Annotated in this window: 21 protein-coding genes; 12 read left to right on the top strand and 9 right to left on the bottom strand. The window is 70.7% G+C overall.

The window, feature by feature from the left end; all coding sequences use genetic code 11:
• Positions 1 to 36 precede the first annotated feature (36 nt).
• From ACX9TP_RS02670 to ACX9TP_RS02655, 4 genes are all read left to right on the top strand, one after another.
• On the top strand, positions 37 to 1,389 hold the full coding sequence (locus ACX9TP_RS02670) for a hypothetical protein (protein WP_482978129.1): 1,353 nt from the start codon (positions 37 to 39) through the stop codon (positions 1,387 to 1,389).
• Between the two features lie 105 nt (positions 1,390 to 1,494).
• Positions 1,495 to 4,023, top strand: coding sequence for an ATP-binding protein (locus ACX9TP_RS02665; protein WP_482978128.1), 2,529 nt, complete (start codon positions 1,495 to 1,497; stop codon positions 4,021 to 4,023).
• A 118-nt stretch (positions 4,024 to 4,141) separates the two neighbouring features.
• Complete coding sequence (gene mgtE, locus ACX9TP_RS02660) at positions 4,142 to 5,467, top strand: magnesium transporter (protein WP_482978127.1); 1,326 nt, start codon at positions 4,142 to 4,144, stop codon at positions 5,465 to 5,467.
• 42 nt (positions 5,468 to 5,509) lie between these two features.
• Entirely contained in the window at positions 5,510 to 6,433 is a 924-nt protein-coding gene (locus tag ACX9TP_RS02655; RefSeq protein ID WP_482978126.1) for a DUF6929 family protein, read from the top strand.
• Position 6,434: 1 nt separating this feature from the next.
• Here the strand turns inward: ACX9TP_RS02655 and ACX9TP_RS02650 are convergent, their stop codons facing one another.
• Positions 6,435 to 7,337, bottom strand: a complete 903-nt coding sequence (locus ACX9TP_RS02650; RefSeq protein ID WP_482978125.1) for a tetratricopeptide repeat protein — start codon at positions 7,335 to 7,337, stop codon at positions 6,435 to 6,437.
• Complete coding sequence (locus ACX9TP_RS02645; protein WP_482978124.1) at positions 7,337 to 7,588, bottom strand: hypothetical protein; 252 nt, start codon at positions 7,586 to 7,588, stop codon at positions 7,337 to 7,339. The genes ACX9TP_RS02650 and ACX9TP_RS02645 overlap by 1 nt, the downstream gene beginning before the upstream one ends.
• Before the next feature lie 205 nt (positions 7,589 to 7,793).
• On the opposite strand from ACX9TP_RS02645, the gene ACX9TP_RS02640 reads away from it, so the two are divergent.
• From ACX9TP_RS02640 to ACX9TP_RS02620, 5 genes are read left to right on the top strand one after another with little or no spacing between them, the layout of a single operon-like run.
• Positions 7,794 to 8,906 carry an AAA family ATPase gene (locus ACX9TP_RS02640; protein ID WP_482978123.1) on the top strand — a complete coding sequence of 371 codons (1,113 nt, stop codon included), beginning with the start codon at positions 7,794 to 7,796 and terminating at the stop codon, positions 8,904 to 8,906.
• Entirely contained in the window at positions 8,906 to 9,763 is an 858-nt protein-coding gene (locus tag ACX9TP_RS02635) for a hypothetical protein (protein ID WP_482978122.1), read from the top strand. Before ACX9TP_RS02640 ends, ACX9TP_RS02635 begins: the two co-directional genes overlap by 1 nt.
• A 12-nt stretch (positions 9,764 to 9,775) precedes the next feature.
• Positions 9,776 to 10,405 (top strand): protein phosphatase 2C domain-containing protein, encoded by a 630-nt coding sequence (locus ACX9TP_RS02630; protein ID WP_482978121.1) that lies wholly within the window; start codon positions 9,776 to 9,778, stop codon positions 10,403 to 10,405.
• 31 nt (positions 10,406 to 10,436) lie between these two features.
• On the top strand, positions 10,437 to 10,886 hold the full coding sequence (locus tag ACX9TP_RS02625; protein ID WP_482978120.1) for an NADAR family protein: 450 nt from the start codon (positions 10,437 to 10,439) through the stop codon (positions 10,884 to 10,886).
• On the top strand, positions 10,883 to 11,716 hold the full coding sequence (locus ACX9TP_RS02620) for an SDR family NAD(P)-dependent oxidoreductase (RefSeq protein ID WP_482978119.1): 834 nt from the start codon (positions 10,883 to 10,885) through the stop codon (positions 11,714 to 11,716). Before ACX9TP_RS02625 ends, ACX9TP_RS02620 begins: the two co-directional genes overlap by 4 nt.
• 94 nt (positions 11,717 to 11,810) lie before the next feature.
• Here ACX9TP_RS02620 and ACX9TP_RS02615 read toward each other — a convergent pair whose 3' ends face one another.
• On the bottom strand, positions 11,811 to 13,478 hold the full coding sequence (locus tag ACX9TP_RS02615) for a rhomboid family intramembrane serine protease (protein ID WP_482978118.1): 1,668 nt from the start codon (positions 13,476 to 13,478) through the stop codon (positions 11,811 to 11,813).
• A gap of 175 nt (positions 13,479 to 13,653) precedes the next feature.
• Here ACX9TP_RS02615 and ACX9TP_RS02610 point away from each other — a divergent pair, with 175 nt between their 5' ends.
• The 3 genes from ACX9TP_RS02610 (at position 13,654) to ACX9TP_RS02600 (ending at position 16,445) form a co-directional block, all read left to right on the top strand.
• Complete coding sequence (locus ACX9TP_RS02610; protein WP_482978117.1) at positions 13,654 to 14,577, top strand: alpha/beta fold hydrolase; 924 nt, start codon at positions 13,654 to 13,656, stop codon at positions 14,575 to 14,577.
• Between the two features lie 34 nt (positions 14,578 to 14,611).
• The gene (locus ACX9TP_RS02605; protein ID WP_482978116.1) at positions 14,612 to 15,649 is read left to right on the top strand and encodes a sensor histidine kinase; all 1,038 of its coding nucleotides are present in this window, start codon (positions 14,612 to 14,614) and stop codon (positions 15,647 to 15,649) included.
• A 73-nt stretch (positions 15,650 to 15,722) separates the two neighbouring features.
• Positions 15,723 to 16,445, top strand: coding sequence for a LytR/AlgR family response regulator transcription factor (locus ACX9TP_RS02600; protein WP_482978115.1), 723 nt, complete (start codon positions 15,723 to 15,725; stop codon positions 16,443 to 16,445).
• 15 nt (positions 16,446 to 16,460) lie between these two features.
• On the opposite strand, the gene ACX9TP_RS02595 is transcribed toward ACX9TP_RS02600, so the two are convergent.
• From ACX9TP_RS02595 to lspA, 6 genes are all read right to left on the bottom strand, one after another.
• Positions 16,461 to 16,853: a hypothetical protein gene (locus ACX9TP_RS02595; RefSeq protein WP_482978114.1), complete on the bottom strand. Its 393-nt coding sequence runs from the start codon at positions 16,851 to 16,853 to the stop codon at positions 16,461 to 16,463.
• A 227-nt stretch (positions 16,854 to 17,080) separates the two neighbouring features.
• Positions 17,081 to 17,551, bottom strand: coding sequence for an NUDIX hydrolase (locus tag ACX9TP_RS02590; protein WP_482978113.1), 471 nt, complete (start codon positions 17,549 to 17,551; stop codon positions 17,081 to 17,083).
• A gap of 208 nt (positions 17,552 to 17,759) precedes the next feature.
• Complete coding sequence (locus ACX9TP_RS02585) at positions 17,760 to 18,269, bottom strand: KdsC family phosphatase (protein WP_164001088.1); 510 nt, start codon at positions 18,267 to 18,269, stop codon at positions 17,760 to 17,762.
• 8 nt (positions 18,270 to 18,277) lie between these two features.
• Positions 18,278 to 19,438, bottom strand: a complete 1,161-nt coding sequence (locus tag ACX9TP_RS02580) for an MXAN_5187 C-terminal domain-containing protein (RefSeq protein ID WP_482978112.1) — start codon at positions 19,436 to 19,438, stop codon at positions 18,278 to 18,280.
• Positions 19,439 to 19,479: 41 nt separating this feature from the next.
• Positions 19,480 to 20,787, bottom strand: a complete 1,308-nt coding sequence (locus tag ACX9TP_RS02575; RefSeq protein ID WP_482978111.1) for a prolipoprotein diacylglyceryl transferase — start codon at positions 20,785 to 20,787, stop codon at positions 19,480 to 19,482.
• A 122-nt stretch (positions 20,788 to 20,909) separates the two neighbouring features.
• On the bottom strand, positions 20,910 to 21,530 hold the full coding sequence (gene lspA, locus ACX9TP_RS02570) for a signal peptidase II (protein WP_482978110.1): 621 nt from the start codon (positions 21,528 to 21,530) through the stop codon (positions 20,910 to 20,912).
• Positions 21,531 to 21,538: the final 8 nt, after the last annotated feature.

Genomic DNA, 21,538 nt, shown 5'->3' with positions numbered 1-21,538 from the left:
GAGGAGAGGAAGGGGCCCTGGACGGCCCTCCCCCCGATGAAGACCGCTCCCCTGCTCGCCCTGACAGCGCTGGTCGCCCTCTGTGGCTGCGCGGCGTCCGACGACTCCTGCATCAACACCCCCCTCTTCAACGGAGGCGTCTCCGGCCCGCCCTCGTTCCGTGTGGGTGTCCCGGCGTCACTCGAGGTCTCCGCCGTCCAGACACTCTCCTGCAACGACAGCGCCGCCTCCCAGGTGCCGGACAGCGTCTCCGCGGAGGTGTTCGACCCGGACAACCACCTCCTCCCCTCCGAGGTGAGTCTCACGGTGAACGGCGTGTCCGCCTTCGTCCGTTTCACTCCCAGGACGACCGGGCGCCACCACGTCCTCGTCGCCTTCGCGCCCGTGGGCAGCGTCCAGCAGCTCGGCGTCTATGTGGCGAAGGACTGGAGCGGGAGCCCCACCGGCACCGCGCTGCCGCTTCCCCGGTGCACGCAGTTGGACCGCACCGCGCGGGGCACCTGGCTGTGCGACGGCGTGGCGCTGCACGAGAGCGGGCGCACGCAGCGGCTCGGCACCTCCACGCTGGCACCGGACGTGGCGGTGGCCGGGAATGTCGTCTGGGTGGTGGGCAACGAGGGCCGCGTGCGCCGCTTCGTGGACACGGGCACCGAGCTGGAGCTGACCGGCTCGCTGCTGCTCAGCACCACTGCGCCGGTGACGACCATCCAGAGCCGGCTCGCCTCGGAGCGTGAGCTGTGGCTGCTCGACAGCCAGCGCCTGCACCGCTTCACCTTCTCGGACACCGGCGTGCTCGCCGCCGCCGGCGCCACCGCGTGGACCTCGGGCGGTGAGCAGCCCTTCGGCACCGACAGCGCGACGGGGCTGCTGGTGCGCACGTCCGCGGACGGGGTGCGGGTGGTGCGGATGCGGAACCGGCCGAACAGCGAGGCGTGCCCGTGGCGACTCGGGCCCGACGGCGCCTTCGCCGTCACGGGTGAGCCCTGCCTGCCGCTGCCGGGCCTGCCGGTGGGCCTCGAGGAGGGCGTGGTGTGGACGCGCGTCGGTGAGCCCTTCCAGGCGGCCGGGCAGACGCTGCGGCGGTGGGTCGTCTCCGGTGACACGATGGAGGAGCAGGGCACGCTGGTGCTGGACGGGCAGGTCGAGGGCGTCGTCTCGCCGCTGCGCGCCGGGTTCGTCGTCCCCGACATCCGCCTGGGCACCCACCCGGGCGCCTTCACCGTGCTGCCGGTGGTGTCCTCCGAGCAGGGCCCCCTCGGCCTGGAGCTGCTCCCCGGCAACTCGACGCTCGGCACCGAGCTGCGCCTCGTGTCCCCCCGCTTCTACTGGGAGGGCGACAACCGGCTGAACAACGCCAGCACCGTGGTGTACGAGCGCTCCGCGGGCTGACGTGCGGACGCTCCTCGCGGAGGCCTTCTCCACCGCCGCCACGGGCGGGGAGGATGGCAACGCGCCGCTCCGCCACCACCTTTGGGCGGGATGAGGATGCTCGTCGTGGAAGCTCCACCGGGTACGGGGCTGGACCTGGAGGACATGCTGGCGCCCCTGGGCCACCCCATCCACCGCGTGAGCGACGGGCACGCGGCATACGAGGCAGGCACCGCCGAGCCCCCCGCCTGCATCCTCATCGACGCCCGCGGCGGCTGGACGGCCGGGCTCGAGATGGCCTTCCACCTGCGCGCGCCCCCGGCGCTGCGGCACACGCCGCTGCTGCTGGTGGGGAAGAGCCCGTGCGAGGAAGCGGCCCTGCTGCGCGGCTATGCGCTGGGCCGGGTGGACTTCCTGCTGGAGCCGCTCCACCCAGAGGTCGTCCGCGCCAAGGTGCGCACGTTCCTGGAGCTGCGAGGCAAGGACGACTCCCGGCGGGAGGCCCAGGAGCGCGCCGGCCACGCGGAGGCCCTGGCGCGCGAGACTGAGCGCATGCTGCACACCCTGCTCGGAAACATCCCGGGCATGGTCTACCGCTGCCACCTCGATCCTCCCTGGCCCATGGTCTACGTCAGCGAGGGCAGCCGGGCCCTGTGTGGCTACGGGCCCGAGGACTTCACCCGGGGCGACGTCCGGTGGGGAGACCTCGTTCCTCCCGAGGACTTCGAGCGAATCTCGAAGGAGATGGAGGAGGCGCTCGCCGCCCGCGCGCCCTTCACCCTCACCTACCGCATCCGCACCCGCTCCGGAGTGGAGCGGTGGATGTGGGAGCGCGGCGTGGGCCTCTCCGGGCCCGGTGGCGAGGTCGAGATGCTGGAGGGCTTCATCACCGACATCACCGACTTCCGGCGCGCGCAGGAGGAGCGGGAGCGGCTGTTGGCCCGGCAGCAGTCGGAGCGGGACAGGCTGGCGTCCATCCTCCAGCAGCTCCCCGTCGCGGTGCACATCGCCGAGGCGCCCTCGGGGCGGACGCTGTACGCCAACGAGGAGGCCGAGCGTGTCCTCGGCCACGCGATGCTGGAGACCACCTGCATCGACGACTTCGCCCGCTACCGCGCCGTGCACCCGGACGGGCGCCGTTACAAGGGCGAGGAGTACCCCATTGCCCGGGTCATCATCACCGGGCGGCCATGGCACGAGCGGGACGTGCTGTACAGCCGGCCCGACGGGGCGCTGCGCATCTTCCACCTGAAGGCCGGCCCCATCCGGGACAGGCAGGGGAAGCTCCAGGCGGTGGTGGCCGGCTTCGTCGACATCACCGAGCTGAAGCGGTCCAAGGAGGACCAGACCTTCCTGGCCGCGGTGAGCCAGACGCTGGCCAGCTCGCTCGAGGCGGAGGCCACGCTCTCCCAGGTGGTGCGGCAGTGCGTCCCCCACCTGGGCGACGGCTGCTTCCTGGACCTGGTGGAGCCCGAGGGCGGCCTCCACCGGCTCACCGTGGCGCACACGGACCCGGCCCGGGAGCTGCTGGTGCGGGAGCTGTCCCGGCGCTATCCGCCCCAGCTCGAGGCCCCCCTCGGGCCCGCCGTGGCCGTGCGCACCGGGGAGACCTGGTGCGAGCCCTTCTTCGACGACGCGGTGCTCTCCCGCTTCGCGATGGACGCTCCGCAGATGGAGCTGCTGCGCGCGCTGGGCATCACCTCGATGCTGTCGGTGCCGCTGCGCTCCAGGGACCAGGTGCTGGGGGTGCTGACGTTCATCCACGGGCGCCCGGACCGCCACCATGACGCCGAGGACCGGCGCGTGGCGGAGGACCTGGCGCGCCGGGCCGCGCTCGCGCTGGACAACGCGCGCCTCTACGCCGAGGCCCAGGCCGCGGTGCGCGTGCGCGACGAGTTCCTCACCGTGGCCTCGCACGAGCTGCGCACGCCGCTGACGCCCCTGCAGCTGACGCTCGCCACGCTGGCGCGCGAGCTGTGGCGGGACGGCATCGCCTCCCAGGACGCGCGCGCGCGGCACCACCTGGACATGGCGCGCGCGCAGGTGCGCAAGCTGACGGCGCTGGTGGGCGCGCTGCTGGACGTGGGGCGCCTCAACCACGGGCGGCTGGCGCTGGAGCTGGTGGAAACGGACCTGGGCGAGGTGCTGCGCGAGGTGGCGAGCTGGTTCGCGCTCGAGGCGGCGAAGGCGGGCTCGAAGCTGAAGCTCGAGTACGCGGAGGACACGCACGGCAGATGGGACCGGCTCCGGCTGGAGCAGATTGTCACCAACCTGCTCTCCAATGCCATCCGCTACGGCGCCGGCGGCGACATCCATGCCCGCGTCGAGGACCTGGGGGACCAGGTGCGGCTGACGGTGCGGGACGAGGGCATCGGCATCTCTCCGAAGGACCAGGAGCGCATCTTCGGCCGCTTCGAGCGGGCCGTGTCCGGCCGGCACTACGGAGGGCTGGGCCTGGGCCTCTTCATCACCCGCAACCTCGTGGAGGCGCTGGGGGGCCACATCCAGGTGGAGAGCCGGCCGATGCAGGGCTCCACCTTCAGCGTCACCCTCCCCCGCGCCGGCAGCGAGACCTCCGAGCTCCCCGAGCGCCCGGCGAAGGTCCTCGGGGCCGTTGGAGCCCACACGGACGGTGCGGGCTCCGGCCCCGGGTAACAGTCGCGCGAAAAAGCGTGGAAAGTCGCCTGCCTGCCTCTCGCGGTGCCCACGGCTCGGGTGTAGAGAGGCCCGCGCGCGGCGAGTACCGAGCGCTCCACCCGCCGGAGGTGAGCCGATGATGGACAGCCCCCAGAGCGCCGCGCTCTCCGTGGAGGACCTGCACGAGGTCTGGCCGGTGCTCTCCGTCGACGAGCGGCTGGAGGGCTTCCGGCTGTTGCCGCCCGCGGTGGCGGACGACTTCTTCATCGGCCTGTCCGCGCGAGACCAGGCGGAGCTCATCCTCCACCTGGCCCCCGGCGAGCGCCGCACCTGGGTGCGCGTGCTGCCGCCGGACGACCTGGCGGACCTGGTGCAGGCGGTGGAGCCCGAGCAGGCGGACGCCATCCTCTCGCAGCTCGACGATGCCAGCCGCCGCGAGGTCAACGTGCTGCTGGCCTACGCGGAGGACGACGCCGGCGGTCTGATGAACCCGCGCTTCGCCCGCGTGCGGCCAGACATGAGCATCGACGAGGCCATCGGCTACCTGCGCAAGCAGGCGCGCGAGAAGGTGGAGACCGTCTATTACGCCTACGCGCTGGACGCCGGGCAGCACCTGCTGGGCGTGCTGTCGCTGCGGCAGTTGTTCCAGGCCGCGCCCGACAAGAAGGTCGCGGACGTCATGCAGCGCGACGTCATCACCGTGGTGGAGAACACGGACCAGGAGGCGGTGAGCCGGCTGTTCAGCGAGCACGGCTTCATGGCCCTGCCGGTGCTCGACGACCAGGGGCGGATGAAGGGCATCGTCACGGTGGACGACATCGTCGACGTCGTGCAGGAAGAGGCCACCGAGGACATCCAGAAGGTCGGCGGCATGGAGGCCCTGGAGGCGCCCTACTTCGAGGTGGGCTTCTTCGGCATGCTGAAGAAGCGCATCGGCTGGCTGCTGGTGCTCTTCCTGGGGCAGATGCTCACCGCCACGGCGATGAGCAGCTTCGAGGACGAAATCGCCAGCGCCGTGGTGCTGAGCCTCTTCGTGCCGCTCATCATCTCCTCGGGCGGCAACTCCGGCAGCCAGACATCCACGCTCATCATCCGCGCGCTGGCGCTGGGGGAGATGCGGCTCAAGGACTGGTGGCGCGTGGCCAAGCGCGAGGCGCTGTCCGGCGTGGTGCTCGGCCTGGTGCTGGGCGTGGTGGGCCTCTTGCGCATCGTCATCTGGCACTCGGTGTCGGACGCGTACGGCGAGCACTTCTTCCGGCTGGGGTGCGCGGTGGCCCTGTCGGTGCTGGGCGTGGTGACGTTCGGCACGCTGGCGGGCTCCATGCTGCCGCTGGTGCTGCGGCGCTTCGGGTTCGACCCCGCGAGCGCGTCCGCGCCCTTCGTGGCCACGCTGGTGGACGTCAGCGGCGTGGTCATCTACTTCACCGTCGCCAGCCTGATTCTGCGCGGTACGCTGCTCTGACGCGGGCGGGCCGGTGGCCCTTTGCGCGCGGGAGGCACGGCCATGATTCGCACCACCCTCAGGCGCACGCTCACCCTCGACGCTCCGGAGGAGCCCGGCCGCGCCGCGCACGTGTCCGCGGCGAGCGGCCTGGTGCGCGCGGGGCCGTGGCTCTACATCGTCGCGGATGACGCCCTGCACCTGGCCGTCTTCCCGGTGACGGGCGACGCGCCGGGCAGGAGCGTCCGCCTGTTTCCCGGCACGCTTCCCGGCGAGCCGAAGGCGCGCAAGGCGGCCAAGCCGGATTTGGAAGCGCTGTGCCTGCTGGGGCCGCTCGGGGACGCGCCGCATGGGGCGCTGCTGGCGCTGCCCTCGGGCTCGGCGCAGACGCGGCTGCGCGGGGCGGTGGTGCCGCTGGGCGCGGATGGGACGCTGGCGGGAGGGGTGCGGACGGTGGACTGCACGGCGCTGTACGCGCAGCTCACGCGGGAGTTGGGGCCGCTCAACATCGAGGGCGCGGCGGTGGTGGGGGGGCGGCTGCGGCTGCTCAACCGGGGCAACGGGGACGTGGGCGTGGACGCGCTGGTGGACCTGGACCTGGAGCGCGCGCGGCGCGGGCTGGAGGTGGGCATGCTGGGGCCGGACGTGGTGCGCACCACGCGGCGGTGGGAGCTGGGCCGGGCCGGCGGCGTGCGGCTGTCCTTCACGGACGCGTCACCGCTGCCGGACGGGCGGCTGGTCTTCACCGCGGCGGCCGAGGACACGCGCGATGCCTACGCGGATGGACAGGTGACGGGCTCGGCGGTGGGCGTGCTGGCGCCGGATGGCTCGCCGGTGTTCCTGGACGCGGTGGACGCGAAGGTGAAGCTGGAGGGCGTGGACGCCCGCGTGGAGGGTGGGCGCGTGCACGTGTTGCTGGTGGCGGACGCGGACGACCCGGCGGTGGCGGCACCGCTGCTGGAGGCGGTGCTCGACGTGCCGGCGTGAGTCAGTTGTGCTCGTTCGAGGCTTCTTCGGGCTTGCCGCCCACGGCCTCCAGCGAGCTGCGCGCCGGGCGGTTGCGGTCGAAGGCGGCCTCGCGGCCCATGGCCTCCGGATGCACGTTGGCGATGCGCTTGCGGGCCCGGGCGATGTAGTCCTGCACGAGCGTGGGGTCCGGGTGTGTCTTCAGGGCCTCCACCCAGGTCTCAATCGCCTTCTCGTTCTCCCCGGAGTCGGCCTTCAGCTTGCCCATCTCGAAGAGGGCGTGCGGGGCGAGCTCGGAGTCGGGGAAGCGCGTGCGCAGGTCCGCGAAGGCGCGCGAGGCCTCCTGGCGGCGGCCCTCCATCATCGCGATGGCCTGGGCCTGGAGGAAGAGCGAGTCGTCCACGAAGGCGCTGGTGGGGAAGCGCTCGGTGAGGCGGCGCGTCTCCAGCTCGCACTGCTGATAGTCCTGCAGCTCGAAGTAGAGCTTGGAGACCTGGTAGTGCAGCTCGGCGCCCTGGGGCGGGTTGAGCTTGAGGGCGGCGGTGAGCTGGTCGATGGCGCCGCGCAAGTCGCGGTAGTGAACGCGCAGCAACTCCGCGAGGATGATGCGGGCGTCGAGCGCCTCGGGCGAGTCGGGGCACTGCTGGATGAGCTCGCGGTAGACGCCGACGGCCTCCTTCACCTTGCGCTGCTCCAGCCAGTAGACGTCGGCGGCGCCCTTGAGGGCGCGGGCGCGCAGGACGAGGGCCTCGGCGGACTCGTCGTGGCGGAGCCCGTCGAAGGCCTTGCGGTACTCGACGAGGGCCTCGTCGGGACGCTTCTCGAACGTTGCGTCGCGAGCGCGCTGGAGGTGGTCCACGGGCTTGTCGCGGCAGCCCGCGCCGGCCAGGGCCAGAAGGGCGAGCGCGAAGCGCAGACGGCGCACTAGCAGGCCTCCGGAATCACGTCGACGCAGCGGGAGTCCTCGCAGCGCACACACTCGGCGATGGGGGAAACGTCGGTGACGCACACGTTCACCCGGGACGTGCGGGGGCAGTCCTCGGAGGTGACGCAGCGGTAGACCTCACCGTTGTCACGGGTGATCTCCCGGGCCGTCGAGCCACAGACCTCCAGGTCATTGCATCCGAGGAGGCCGGCCGCGATGGCGGCAAACGCTCCATAAGCGTCGCGTCTCACGGCGGCCGTTCTAACCGGATTCGCCCGCGCCGTCACGGAACGCGGCGTTTGCCTGCCCGCCCTCGGACCGGACGGGCTCGGAGGGAAGGAAACAGGAAAGACGGGTGTGTCGGGAAGAACCCGGGGGCCTGATTCCAGGTGCCTCAAGGCCTTGGGGTTGTGGCACCGTGGTGGCTACGCGAGGTTGGGAACCGAGGTCGTCCGGATGCCGTTCAAGCTCAAAGTAAAGAACTACCGAGCGCTCCGTCGCGTTGAGTGGAGCCCGCAGGGCGTATGCGCGCTCGTTGGGCCGAACGGCGCAGGCAAGAGCACGCTTCTGGATGTGCTCCAACTGCTTCGTCACACCTTCGAACACGGGATGTCCCGCGCCGTCAATCAACGAGGAGGGATAGGCAGCATCAAGCATTTCGAGGCAACTCCGGATGCCGCCGTGGACTTCTCTCTTCAGCTAGGCAACTCAACGTGGCGCATCATCACAACATCACAAGACGAGCTTGATGAGTTTGAATTCCTGAACGAAGGAGACATACAGCTAGGCGCCCGACAAGACGCCTACCTTGAACTTGGCGGCAAGGAACTGCCTTCCGACGAAAGAAGCCTGCTCCGCGTTGCCTCGGATACTTTCCAGCTCTCAGCTGACGCCACCATCCTCCGCAACCTCCTTCAATCCTACCGTTGCTATGTCGAGTACCACCTAGCTCACCTGCGAGAGAGCGGCTCGACCACCACATCGGATAAGACGCTGGACCTGCATGGGCGCAATGTCTTTTCCCTTCTGCGTAACTGGAGGGACGCACGTGCCGACCGCGTCCGGTACGACTTTGTGATGGACAGCCTCCGCAAGCTCTTCCCGGATGTCTTCGCGGACTTGGACTACGAGACCGCAGGGACGACAGTAACGGTGAGGGTGCTGACACCAAAGCTCGATAAGAGCTACCCGATTACCTTCGCGCCCAACGGTCTGCTCGTTGCCCTGCTCCACCTGTGCGCAGTTGCTTCGGTTCCCAACGAGGGCGTTGTCGCCATCGACGAGGTGGAGAACTCGCTCCACCCTTTCGCCATCAAGCACCTCATCGAGGCGTTCCGTACCTGGTCCGCGAAGACGAACAGCACCGTACTGCTTGCCACCCACTCACCCGTAGTGCTCGACCAGTTCCGCGAGTGCCCCGAGCAGGTGTTCGTCATGGAGAAGGGCCAGCGCACCAACCCGATGCCGCTGCCCAAGGTCCGAGATCCTGAGTACCTCTCACACTTCTCGCTGGGCGACCTCTACGCACACCTGGAGTTCGGTTCCCCGGTGGAGCCTCAGCAGAGCTGATGAAACAGGTCGTCCTCATCACCACGGGCCGGTGCGAGCAGCTTGCGCTGGGTGACTCGCTGAAGCGCTACTTTCCGGATGCGACGTTCATCGCTCCAGAGCCTCGCGACTCATTCACGAGTACGCGCGTACGGCTGACCACTGCACCACCACTCCGGCCGGGTGGCCCGCTGTCCGTGGTTGACCGGCTTGCACAAGCCATGGTTGCGACGACCGACCCCGGGCGCAATGGTGTGCCGCCAGACCTCGTCATCGCCGTCGATGACGTGGAGTTGGTGAACCTGGACCAGCTTGAGGTCGTGACCTCGACGATCCGGAATGCGGTGAAGCGGCACCTGGAAACCTTCGCATGGCCCAGTGCCCGAAGGCGTGAGCAGGCCGCCAACCGCGTCCGCGAGCACTGCTCCTTCCACCTGATGTGCCCCATGGTGGAGGCGTACTTCTTCGGTGAGCCCAAGGCCCTGACGCGCGCTGGCGCGAAGCGAGCCTCCACCGTCGATGCCGTGGCCAACGACCTGGAAGACTTCGTGACTGAAGAGGCCCCGTTCCTCTCGACGCCCGACGGCACGAAGCACTGGGCGACTTCGGACCGCAAGAAGCACCCGAAGCGCTATCTCCAGTACCTCATCGACCCGGAGGGCACGGATGCGAAGTCCTACCGCGAGGCTGAAGGCGGCAAGCGCGCGCTGAGTGAGCTGGACTGGCCCGGGGTGCTCTCCGTCGAGGCCAACACCCAACTGGCCCGCTCGCTCTTCTCGGACCTCGCCGATGCACTGGGCGTGGACAATCCCTGCCCTGGCCCGTGTCACCCGCTCACCGCAAGTCGAGGTGCGGACCGTGTCCTGCGCAACCTCTGACGGAGGTGTCGCATGCAGCGCTTCGAGACAGTCCAGGTAGTGGAGCCTCACGCGCAGACGGGTGCGGACCACGTGGCCATCCTGTCCTGGGGCGAGGCCGCAGTGCTAGTGGTCGCGGATGGCGCGGGCAACTCGCGGCGTGGAGCCGAAGCCGCCGCGGCTGTTGTTCGCGCGGTGCAGGCTGCTGTGGCCGAGCGCTCGGACCTGATGCGCCCTGACGCCTGGAGCGACATCCTGGAGCAGTGCGACCGCCTTCTTGCTTCAACGGGCCATGGAGGAGAGACCACGGCCGTTGCCGCCTGCGTCACCGAAGACCGCATCATCGGCGCCAGCGTCGGCGACTCAGAACTGTGGCTGATTCAGGGCGAAGTGCACACCGTCCTCACGCAGCACCAGCGCCGCAAGCCGCTGCTCGGGAGCGGTGAGGCCACACCGGTCTTCTTCGACGTACCGTGGAACGGCGGAACCCTGCTCGCCGGGACCGATGGTCTGTTCAAGTACGCCGAGACAGGCCGCATCCGCGCGGTGGCTTCCGGTCCAGACCTCTCCGCCGCCGCCCACAACTTGGCCACACTCCCGAGGCTCGCGTCAGGTGGACTGCCGGACGACGTCGGACTCGTGCTGTGCCGACCCCGGCACTGACGCGTTAGGCTGCACTGCGAGGAGGGTGTCCATGCCCGAGGTCATCCAGTTCTACAGCGTCACCGACGACCACGGCTGGTGCTCGAACTTCGCGCCCTACCCCATCAAGCTCCGCGGCAAGACGTGGCCTACGAGCGAGCACTACTTCCAGGCCCTGAAGTTCGAGGACGCCGAGGACCAGGAAGAGGTCCGCCAGGCCCGCACGCCGATGCTCGCCGCGCGCATGGGCAGGGACCGCAAGCGCAAGCTGCGCCGCGACTGGGAGTCCACCAAGGTCTCCGTCATGCGCGAGGCCGTCCGCGCGAAGTTCACCCAGCACGCGGACCTCACCCGCCTCCTGCTCGACACCGGTGACGCGAAGCTCGTCGAGCACACCGACAATGATGACTACTGGGGCGACGGAGGCGACGGCAGCGGGAAGAACATGCTCGGCCGCATCCTGATGGAGGTCCGCGAGGAGCTGCGGAAACAACGCGCATGAGCCTGCCCCCGCGCCCCCGAGCCGTCGTCACCGGTGCAGGCAGCGGCCTGGGCCGCGCGCTCTGCGAGGAGCTCGCACGGCGACAGGCCCGCGTGCTCGTCTCCGACATCAACGCCGCCGCCGCCGAGGAGACCGCCCGGAGCGTCCGTGCCGCCGGTGGCGAGGCCCACGTCCACGTGTGCGACGTCTCCGACCCGGAGCAGGTGGAGGCCCTCGCCCTGGCCGCCGAGCGCGCCTTCGGCGGCGTGGACCTGCTCGTCAACAACGCGGGCGTGCTGAGCGCGGGCCGCGTGGGGGAATTGCCGCTCGCGGACTGGAAACACGTGATGGACGTCAACCTGTGGGGCGTCATCCACGGCTGCCATGCCTTCGTCCCCCGGCTGCGCAAGCAGGGCTCGGGACACATCCTCAACATCGCCTCGGCGGCGGGGCTCCTGTACGCGCCTGACCTCGCGCCCTACAACGCGTCCAAGGCCGCCGTGGTGGCGCTCTCCGAGACACTCTCCGCCGAGCTGCGCGCCGCCGGCATCGGCGTCACCGTCGCCTGCCCCACCTTCTTCCGCACCAACATCGCCAGCGCGGGCCGCTACTCGGACGGCACGCTCCGCACCCTGGGGACGCGGATGGTGGAAACGGCCCGAGTGGGCCCGGACGTCGTCGCGCGCAGGCTCCTGAAGGCCGTGGACCAGGGCGCGCTCTACGTGCTCCCCATGGCCGATGCACGGTGGGGCTGGCGCTTCCGGCGCCTGTCTCCCGGCCTCTTCCACCGCGTCGTCATCGCCCTGGACGGCTACATGCGAAAGCGCCTGCTGCGGCAGGGCAAGCCATGAGCGCACTCCCTCCGTGACGCTCGCGGCGGCGGCGGGCTGTGCACCCGGCCAGTCCGGCGCGGTGCAGCTCGAGCTCATGCGCTGGTATCCCGCCTCACGGCGCCGGCGCGCACAGCTCCAATTCGACGAGCCCCGACGGCAGCTGGCCGTCCTCGCCCGGCACGCAGAAGGGCTGCACCAGGCTGCGCGCCTCGTCCTTGCGTCCCTGCTTCACGAGCACGTGCCCCAGCTCCTCGTGAAGCACGCGCGGCAGTCCGGTGCCCGCGAAGAAGTGCTCCAGGATGTGCTGCTCGGAGAGCGCGGTGCGCAGCTCCCGCTCGGCTCCGGGCAGGTCGTTCGCCTCCATCAGCGCCATCGCCTGGAACAGGTGCGCGCGCGGGTCTCTCGGGTAGCGCTCCAGCAACTCCTTCGCCTGCTTCATCCCCTCTCCGTACTTCTGGGGCAGCGCGTCTTCGGGAATCAGCCCCAGCTCCAGCACGGAGTCCTTCCAGTACTGGAACGCGAACCCCACGCTCACCACCAGGGCCACCACCGCCAGCAGTCCCACCGCGCCCACCGGCAGCGTCGCGGGCGGCACCGGCTCCTTCCGGGCCCACACCCGCGCCAGCACCATGCCCACCGCGCCACCGGCCAGCGCGCCGCCCACGTGCGCCGCGAAGTCAATCTCCCCACCCGAGCGCGACACACCCAGGGGAATCAGCGACGGCACCAGCAGTTGCAGCGACAAGACCTGAAGCTGCGCCCGCTCGGGGCCCACCGGGATGCGCCGGCTCAGCGCCAGCAGCGCCGCCAGCAGCCCCATCAGCACGCCCGACGCGCCCACCGACACCACCGTGTCGGCGTTGATGACCATCGACAGCGCCCCACCTCCCAGCGCGCCCACGAGGAGCAACAGCCCCGTCCACGCGCGGCCCACCAGCCCCTCCACCGTCGCCGTCACGAACCACAGGCAGAAGCCGTTGAGCAGCAGGTGGAAGAGGTCCCCGTGCAGCAGCGGCGCCATCCACAGGCGCCACCACTGTCCCGCCTCCAGCACCAGCCCCGAGTTCACCCCACCCATCGCCACCAGCGTCCGCACGCCCGGCGCCAGCAGCCCGTCCCCCTTCTCCCCCACGCCGAAGAACTGCTCCGCCGCGAAGCCCAGCACCAGCACCGCCAGCAGCGCGGGCGTGAGCACCGACGTGCGCTCCGGCGGCTCCGCCAGCGCCTCCTCCACCACCACCTGGCGCGGCTCCGCCAGCACCCGGCGCAGGTACCGCGCCGACACCTTCGCGCGGCGCCACGTGGGGGTCCACACGGTGCCGGGCGCCGTGGTGTCCACGTGCATCGCGTGCAGGTGCACCTTGTGGAACAGCCCCAGGCGGTACCCCTCCAGCCGCTTCCGGTCCTCGTCCGTCAGCGGCCCTCCGCCCACCTCGATGACCTGGAGCCCCACCGGCAGCTTCGTGCCGCTCACCGTGCCCGTGTACTTCAGGCACGCCTTGCCGATGCGCTCCAGCGCCGCGACGTCCAGGCCGAAGCGCCGCGAGGGCTCCCGCGCGCGGTCCACGATGCAGACCATCACCGCGGACATTCCGTCCGTGTACGTCAGCACCACGTCCGAAGCCGCGGCCAGCTCTTCCGCCTCCGGCACCGGCCCCTCCTGGAAGCCCTGCTCCGCCACCAGCCGGCGGGCGAGGTACCGGGCGAAGGACTCCTCCTCCACGGGGACCACCGGCGCGGGCTCGGAGGGGAGGGACTCGGACGGCTGCGGGGTGAGCACGGGGACGTCCCTTCGCGACAGGTGACGCCCGCTAGCGTGCCCGAAACGCGAAGGCCCCCGCCAGCCACCCCGCCCCCGCGCCACTCATCCCGCCCGTGGACCGCTCATGGAGTATTCGCAGAGGCCACGCCCCGGGTGCGTACCGTTCGTCCCGTACCCACTTCGGGAGTCGCCCATGTGCCGTTGCCGTGCACCCTTCCTCATCTCGATGATTGCCGTGGTCCTGCTCGCCGGCTGCGCCACCACCTCCGGCGCGAGCGCGGCGTCCGCCCCCCAGCCCTTCCACGTGGAGCGCTCGGGCAAGGGCCGTCCGCTCGTCTTCATCCCCGGCCTCGCCTCGTCCGGTGAGGTGTGGAATGAGACGGTGGCGCACCTGCAGGGCCGCTACGACTGCCACGTCCTCACCCTCGCCGGCTTCGCGGGACAGCCCGCCATCCCCGCGCCCTTCTTCGCCACCGAGCGTCGCGCGCTCGCGGACTACCTGCGCGCGCAGGGGCTGGAGAAGCCCATCCTCGTCGGCCACAGCCTCGGCGGCGTGCTCGCGCTCGCGGTGGCCGCGGACGTGCCGGAGCTGGTAGGCGGCGTCTTCATCGTCGACAGCCTCCCCTTCCTCCCCGCCTCCATGGACCCGAGCGCCACGGCCGACAGCGTGCGCCCGCGCGCCGAGGAGATGCGCACCCTGATGCGCATGCAGACGGTGGAGCAGCGGAGCATGCAGTCGCGCATGGCGCTGCGGAACTTCATCTCCGACGAGAAGAAGGTGGACGTCGCCGCGCGCTGGGGCGCCGAGTCGGACGCCGAGACTGTCACGCAGGCCTTCTACGAGCTGAGCACCACCGACCTGCGTCCCGAGCTGTCGCGCATCACCGCCCCCACCTTCGTGCTCGGCTCGTGGGTGGCGCTGAAGGGCCGCGTCCCGCGCGAGGCGGTGGAGGCCGTCTACCGGAGCCAGTACGCGAAGCTCCCCACCCACCGCGTCGTCCTGAGCGACACGGCCCGGCACTTCATCATGTGGGACGACCCGGAGGGCTTCTTCCGCGAGCTCGACGGCTTCCTCGGCGCCCACGCGTCCGTGGCCCAGGTGGAGCCCCGCCACTGAGTGTGATGGACTCAGTCCTTCCCGGAGCTTCTCGATGATGTCCTCGCGCGCCAGGGTCTACGTCGCCTGCCAGCTCGGTGGTTGGGGCCTCTACGCCCTCATCAACACCCTGCTGACCTGGCGCGCGTCCGCGTCTCCGCTGGGCTGGTTCCTCATCTGCTTCTCCGCCGCGCTGCTCACCCACGGGGCCCGCTCGTGGCTGCACCTGCGCGAGTGGGTCTCGCTGCCCCTACCGGCCCTGAGCGTGCGCGTGCTCGCCACGGCGCTGGGGCTCGGGCTGGTGCAGGACCTGGTGGCCTTCGTGGTGGGCGTCTTCGTGCTGCGCCTGTTCACGGTGGAGCAGGCGTCGCTGGGGGGCTTCATCGGCAGCACCGTCATCTGGACGCTGATGATGTTGATGTGGCTGGTGCTCTACTTCGCCGTCCACGCCGTGGAGCGAGCGCGGCGGGCGGAGCTGGAGCGCTGGAAGCTGGAGGCCGCCGCCCAGGCCGCGGAACTGCGCTTCCTCAAGGCGCAGCTCCAGCCGCACTTCCTCTTCAACTGCCTCAACAGCGTGCGCGCCCTCATCTCCGAGGACCCCGCCCGCGCGCAGGAAGTCGTCACCCGCCTGTCCGCGCTGCTGCGCTACGCGCTCGCCGCCCGGGGGCCGGAGACGGTGCCCCTGGAGCGCGAGCTTCAGGTCGTGCGTGACTACCTGGGACTCGAAGGCGTGCGCCTGGAGTCGCGCCTGCGCGTGCGCGAGGACGTAGAGCCCGCCGCGCTCGGCATCCCCGTGCCCGCGATGCTCGTGCAGACGCTGGTGGAGAACGCCATCAAGCACGGCGTGGGCCTGACGCCCGAGGGCGGCGAGGTGGCCGTGCGAGCCCGCGTGCAGGACGGCGTGCTGGTGCTCGAAGTGGCCAACACCGCCGCGCCTCCACCGTCCACGCCGCGCCCGGAGAGCAGCGGCGTGGGCCTGCGCAATGCCAGTGAGCGGCTGCGCCTGTTGTGCGGCGCGGGCGCCTCGCTCCACCTCGACCAGACGCAGGCGGCCCTCACCACCGCGCGCGTCCGCATCCCCCTGTCCGCATGAGCGTCCTCATCATCGACACCGGGCGGCTGGCCCGCACCGAGCCCACCGCACGCATGTGCCTTCCCCTGCCCGCATGAGAGTCCTCATCGCCGACGACGAGCGGCTGGCCCGCACCGAATTGCGCCGCCTGCTGGCCGCCTTCCCCGACGTGGAGGTGGTGGGCGAGGCCACGCACGTGGAGGAGACGTGCCGTCAGGTGGAGGCCCTGTCCCCGGACCTGCTGCTTCTCGACATCCAGATGCCCGGTGGGACGGGCTTCGACGTGCTCGCGCGACTGGAGGAGCCGCCGGACGTCGTGTTCACCACCGCCTTCGACGAGCACGCCGTGCGCGCCTTCCAGGTGAACGCGCTCGACTACCTCCTCAAGCCGATTGAGTCCGCACGGCTGGCCGAGGCCCTGGAGCGCGTGCGCCAGCGCGGCCACGGGGCCCAGGTGCCCGCGCCTTCGCAGCCGGCACCGGGCACTCCGCTGGAGCGCGTGTTCGTGCGGGACGGAGAGCGCTGCTGGCTGGTGCAGTTGTCGCAGGTGCCGCTCATCGCCTCCGAGGGCAACTACGCGCGGCTCATGCTCGAAGGGGCGCAGCCGCTGCTGCTGCGCTCGCTGAGCTACCTGGAGGAACGGCTGGACCCGGCGCGCTTCTTCCGCGCGAGCCGCCAGCACCTCATCAACCTGGACTTCGTCGAGGCGCTGGAGCCCGGCCCGGGCGGCACCCTGGTGGTGCGCCTGCGCGGCGGCCGCGAGGTGGAGATGTCGCGGCGCCAGTCCCAGCGCTTCCGCGAGCGGATGACGCTCTGAAGCCCGGCGTCCGCGTCAGTTCTTGCCCAGCGTGGGCGCCTTGCCGGAGGTGAGCACCGCATCCACCGCGGCCACCGAGCCACCCCGGCGGCGCTTCAGCATGCGGGCCTTCTCCTCCATCTTCTCGTAGTGCTTCATCAGCCCCGCCACGTGCGCGTTGGCCGTCTGGCAGTGCACCTGCGTCACCTGCTGGTGCCGGCGGCCCAGCTCCGCCCACGTCTGGAGCATGGCCTGGTTGCCCAGGAGCCGCTCCTCGACGGAGTCGAGCACGACGTCCATCTGCTGCTCCTCCGCCTCCAGCGCGGCCAGACGCGCCTCGGCCTCGGGAGGAGGCGACATGCAGCCTGTCGCCAGCGAGAGTCCCACCGACACCACGGCCAGCCCGAGCCACTTCCGCCGAATCCCCACGTCGCCTCCCAAGTGTCTCGCGCCGTCCACCGGCCTGATGCGCGAGACCCAAACTAGGGAGGCACCCCCGGAGCGACAACCCGGACAGGCACCCCGGGCAGTCGTTTTTTCAGCAGGTGACGCTTCTCAACATCCGATTCTCAGGGTGCCTGACGGTGGCGGAGGATGAACTCGCAGACGAGGCCATTGGAAACTCGAAGCATGACGCGCTGTTACCCGCGAAAGGGTCAGGCTTCCTCGTCGGGAAGGAGCGTCTGGAGGAGTTCATCGTCGGGCCCCAGCGGGCGCCAGCCGGGTGGGGGCGGCGTGGCCATGAGCGCATCGCCGGCCCGTCTTACGCGCTCCAGGTGCGTCTCTGGCGTATAGGCGGACCACTGGCCCAGAGCGATAGCAACGTCCATGCGAGCCTCATCCTCCAGCACGGCCGGCCAGCCGTTGGGGAGGAACTCGGACAGTTCCCGCACGAGTTGTCCCCGCACCAATCGCGTGAGCTGCTGGGTCCGCTCCGCTTCGGCCACCAGTCCGCTGAACACCTGCACCCCGGCGACCTCACCCTCGCCCAGCTCCTCGGCAAGTTCCACCAGTGTGGCTGTAGGGCGTGCCTCAGCAAAGGCGGTCAGGGAGTCATAGCCACGCTCGCGGACGCTCTCATACAAGCGGGCCTTCCAGTTGCCCTGCCAGGCGCGCCCGTCGGTCATCGGCCTCTCCAACGAGTGAAGCTCATGGGGATTCCAACAGCCCCAGTCTCCATCGCGACTTCACGTAGCGGCGGACAGCGGTGGAGCCGTTTCGCCGCCTTGGGCTTCTCGATGGAGGACGACGAGGAGCCAGGAGCGCGTCACACAGCAACGCGTCAGCGCGCATCGTCCGCTCCCGAGCCCCACGGACACGAAGGTGCCAGGCCCGTCAGGGTGCCTGACGGTGACGGAGGATGAACTCGCACACCTCGCGGGCCGCGCCGAAGCCGGCGGGCTTCTGGGCCACGTAGTGCACCTGCGAGCGCACCTCGTCGGGGGCTTCCGGCGGCACGGCGGAGAAGCCCACCGCCTTGAGCAGCGGCAGGTCCACCACCTCGTCGCCCATGTAGCCACACCGGTCCGCGGAGACCTTCAGCAGCTCCAGCAGCTTCTCGAAGTGGGCCACCTTGTCCTGACTCCCGAAGTGCACGTGCTTCAGCCCCAACGACTGCATGCGCATCTGCGCGGAGAGGCTGTCGCCGCCGGAGATGACGGCGACCTCGAGCCCGGCCTCCTGCAGGCGCTTGATGCCCATGCCGTCGCGCACGCTGTACATCTGCGTCCACCCGGAGTTGGGCACCCAGAAGATGCGGCCGTCGGTGAGCGTGCCGTCGATGTCGAAAATCATCACCGACAGGCGGCTCACCCGCGACTTGAGCGAATCCAGGTCCTGGTTCATGCCGGCGCCTACTTCGGAACGGCCTTGAGCGAGGCCTTGCCGTCCTTGATGACGACCTTGAACTCCACGGCCTTGGCGTTGTGCTGCTTGAGCAGCTCCGGCACCTGCTTGCGCAGCGTGGCCGCCACCGACTCGTAGGACAGCTTGGAGGTGTCCTCCTGGCAGCGGCGCTTCGCGGTGACGTACGCGTCGTACACGGCCCGCAGCTTGTCGTCGGACATGCCACCGGAGCCGCCCGCCGAGGGAGGCCGGGGCGTCGCCGCGGCCACGGGCGTCGGAGTCCGCGCGGCCGCCGCACCCGGCGCCGCGGCAGGACGCACGGGCGGCACCGCCGGAGCCCCGGGACTCGTGGGCGCCTTCGCCGCCATGCCCGGAGGCGCCGCCGGGGTGCCTCGCGCGGGAGTGCCCGCCAGGGGCGACGTCACCGTGGGCATGCCACGCGGAGGCGTGCCCGCCACCGGCGCCACCGCGGGCACCAGCGGAGCCACCGCGGGCGTGCCCTTGAAGGGCGTGCCGCCCACGGCCGGAGTGATGGGCTGCACGGCGGACAGCGGCGCCACCGCCGGGGTGCCGCGCACGCTCGGCGTGAGCGGGGCGATGCCCGGAGCCACGGCGGGGACGCCCTTGACGGGCGTGCCGCCCGGAACCGGCGTCGCGGCGCCGGCCAGCGGCGGCTCGTTGACGGGACGGGGGCGGAGGATTTCCTCCACCTCCTCGAAGTCCATGTCGGAGATGTCCTCCGGCAGCTCCACCACGCCCTTCTGGGCGTCCTTCCCGGGGGAGGCCTGGAGCTTCTCCGCGCGGCGGCGGGCCTTGAAGAGGTCCCGCTTGTACGTGCCGGCCTCAATCTCCTGCAGCGTGCGCGTCCACAGCCGCTCGTAGGTGAGGTACTTGCTGTGGATGGCATTCACCCGGAACTTCGCCGCGGTGCTGCGGATGAAGGTGCCCTTGAGGCGCAGGAAGCGCTTCTTCAGGTCCGCGTGCGCGTTGGTGGGCGGGTGGCGCTCGTTGCCCAGGAAGTACTGCTCGTAGAGGTTGCGCAGGGAGGCCACTTCCGCCTCCAGCGCCTCGCACTCCTGGAGGACGTTCTCGCTGGAGCTGGAGTCCGCCGCGCCCTGCTTGCTGGAGGTGCTCCGGGCGGCGGCCTGTCGGTTATCGGGAGGCGGCATGACTCTCTAGAGTGTCCCCAAGTGGCGCTCGCGGATCAACCTCACGCGGCCGAAGGTGTCGGCCCCAGGCCGCCCGCTGCCTCGCCCGCCTTGCCTCGCCCGTGGCGCGCCAGCAGCACCGCGCCGAAGGCGAACATGCACAGCGAGATGAACTGGCTGGTGGAGATGTTGTACCAGGCCTCCAGCGGCACCGCGCTGGCCAGCCCGTGCGCGCCCGTGGACTCCAGCAGGCCGTGCAGCGTGCCGCGCTCCACGTCCCCACGGAACAATTCCACCGTGCTGCGCAGCACCGCGTACGCCATCAGCCACAGCGCCAGGATGTGCCCGTGGAAGCGGCGGAAGCGCCGCGCGTACATGAGCCCCACGAAGAGGACGAGCTGCCCCACGGACTCGAAGAGCTGGGTGGGATAGACGCCCAGGGTGTGGCCCTGCTGTGCCACCCAGTCGGCCATGCGCACCGCGCCGGGGGCCGCCTGGTGGAGGACTTCCCCGGTCGCCTCCACCACGTAGCGCATGTCGTCCACCTGCGACGAGTACGCCAGGCTGGACGTCCCGCTCACCTGGCCGAACAGGTCCTGCGCCACGCTTCCGCCGGGGAAGTGCACCGCGGTGGACGCCGTCGCGGGCGCCACGTCACCCCAGCAGCAGCCGGCGCTGAAGCAGCCCAGCCGGCCCAGGCACTGGCCCAGCGACACGGTGGGGATGCACACGTCCGCCAGCCGCAGGAAGTCCATGTCGTTGGCGCGCGCGAAGAACCAGCACGCCACCGCCGCGCCAATGAGGCCGCCGTAGAAGACGAGGCCGCCGCCCAGCGAGAAGACCTGCGTCCAGTCCTTCGCGTAGTCCTGCCAGTTCACGAGCACGAAGAGCAGCCGGCTGCCGCCGATGCCGCCCACCAGCGCCCAGAAGGCCATGTCCATCACCTGCTCACGCCGCTTCGGGCCCTCCACGTCCACCCACGAGCCGTCGACGAGCTGCACGCGGCGCCACTCGTCCTGCGCCAGGCGCCCCGCCACCGACACCGCGGCGATGAAGCCGCCCGCCAGCAGCACGCCGTAGGTGTGCAGGGGGATGCCCTCGCCCTTCGCGCCCGGGAAGGCGCCCGCCGGCAGCGCGTACTTCAGGCCGTACCACGCCAGCACCGCGCCGATGCCGCCGAAGGCCGCCGCGCGCAGCAGCCGGTCCATGGGAGAGGCCGGGGCACGCGTGCCCGTCTTCGCGTCCAGCGGGCCCACCGCGCCACGCCAGCCGTTGAAGGCGATGTACGCCACCGTCCCCGCAGCGACCGCGTACAGCAAGAGCTGCGTCCAGAGGGCGGTGAAGGTGAAGCGGAAGAGGACGGGAAGCATGGAGACCTGCCGGGGGAGGCGGGAGGGGCATCAAGCCGCGCGAAGGCTACCCTCCTCCGCCAGCGGGACAAGGCGTGGGAGCACGCCGGCGCCTGGCCGGCTGCTCGGTATGCAGGTGGGCGTCAGGCCTTGGCCTTGGCCTTGGTGACGGCCGGCTCCGGCTTCTCCTTCCGGACGAAGGCATCCACCAGCAGCATGCCCACGCCGACACAGATGGCCGCGTCCGCGATGTTGAAGGACGGCCACGCCGCCTTGTCGAACCAGTGCGCCTCGAGGAAGTCGATGACGAAGGCGCGGGCGATGCGGTCGATGTAGTTGCCCAGCGCGCCGCCGAGCACCAGCGGCAGGCCCCACAGCGCCCACCGCTCCTCGGGCGCCGTGCCGGACAGCTTCCGGAAGTAGTAGGTGATGAGCAGCACCGCGCCCAGGCTCACCACGTGGAAGAGGGGGCCGCGCGTCTCGGGGGGCAGGCTGCGGAACAGGCCCCACGCCGCGCCCGGGTTCTCCGCGTAGCGGATGCGGAAGAAGTTCTCGGACACCTCGACGTGGCGCTTGGGCCGGTAGTGCAGCCCGTTGAAGCCCTGCGGCGGCGGGGACGAGTACATCGCCCCCAGGCGCTCACCGAGGCTCTCCTTCCCATCCATCTGGGTGGTCAGGTCGCGGACGACGAGGTACTTCGTCCACTGGTCCAGGACGATGACGCCGAGGGTGACGGCGAGGAGGATGACGTATTTGCGCGGCACGGACAGGG

This window comes from Pyxidicoccus sp. M15 (assembly GCF_056858435.1).
This window is presented reverse-complemented; position numbering and strand designations above follow the sequence as displayed.

What these genes read in the sequence shown, in the direction of transcription:
- ACX9TP_RS02670 (WP_482978129.1), top strand. Translation starts at nt 37, where the DNA reads ATGAAGACCGCTCCCCTGCTCGCCCTGACAGCGCTGGTCGCCCTCTGT.
- mgtE (WP_482978127.1), top strand. Translation starts at nt 4,142, where the DNA reads ATGATGGACAGCCCCCAGAGCGCCGCGCTCTCCGTGGAGGACCTGCAC.
- ACX9TP_RS02655 (WP_482978126.1), top strand. Translation starts at nt 5,510, where the DNA reads ATGATTCGCACCACCCTCAGGCGCACGCTCACCCTCGACGCTCCGGAG.
- ACX9TP_RS02640 (WP_482978123.1), top strand. Translation starts at nt 7,794, where the DNA reads ATGCCGTTCAAGCTCAAAGTAAAGAACTACCGAGCGCTCCGTCGCGTT.
- ACX9TP_RS02635 (WP_482978122.1), top strand. Translation starts at nt 8,906, where the DNA reads ATGAAACAGGTCGTCCTCATCACCACGGGCCGGTGCGAGCAGCTTGCG.
- ACX9TP_RS02630 (WP_482978121.1), top strand. Translation starts at nt 9,776, where the DNA reads ATGCAGCGCTTCGAGACAGTCCAGGTAGTGGAGCCTCACGCGCAGACG.
- ACX9TP_RS02625 (WP_482978120.1), top strand. Translation starts at nt 10,437, where the DNA reads ATGCCCGAGGTCATCCAGTTCTACAGCGTCACCGACGACCACGGCTGG.
- ACX9TP_RS02620 (WP_482978119.1), top strand. Translation starts at nt 10,883, where the DNA reads ATGAGCCTGCCCCCGCGCCCCCGAGCCGTCGTCACCGGTGCAGGCAGC.
- ACX9TP_RS02610 (WP_482978117.1), top strand. Translation starts at nt 13,654, where the DNA reads ATGTGCCGTTGCCGTGCACCCTTCCTCATCTCGATGATTGCCGTGGTC.
- ACX9TP_RS02605 (WP_482978116.1), top strand. Translation starts at nt 14,612, where the DNA reads ATGATGTCCTCGCGCGCCAGGGTCTACGTCGCCTGCCAGCTCGGTGGT.
- ACX9TP_RS02600 (WP_482978115.1), top strand. Translation starts at nt 15,723, where the DNA reads ATGAGAGTCCTCATCGCCGACGACGAGCGGCTGGCCCGCACCGAATTG.
- ACX9TP_RS02590 (WP_482978113.1), bottom strand. Translation starts at nt 17,551, where the DNA reads ATGACCGACGGGCGCGCCTGGCAGGGCAACTGGAAGGCCCGCTTGTAT.
- ACX9TP_RS02585 (WP_164001088.1), bottom strand. Translation starts at nt 18,269, where the DNA reads ATGAACCAGGACCTGGATTCGCTCAAGTCGCGGGTGAGCCGCCTGTCG.
- ACX9TP_RS02580 (WP_482978112.1), bottom strand. Translation starts at nt 19,438, where the DNA reads ATGCCGCCTCCCGATAACCGACAGGCCGCCGCCCGGAGCACCTCCAGC.
- ACX9TP_RS02575 (WP_482978111.1), bottom strand. Translation starts at nt 20,787, where the DNA reads ATGCTTCCCGTCCTCTTCCGCTTCACCTTCACCGCCCTCTGGACGCAG.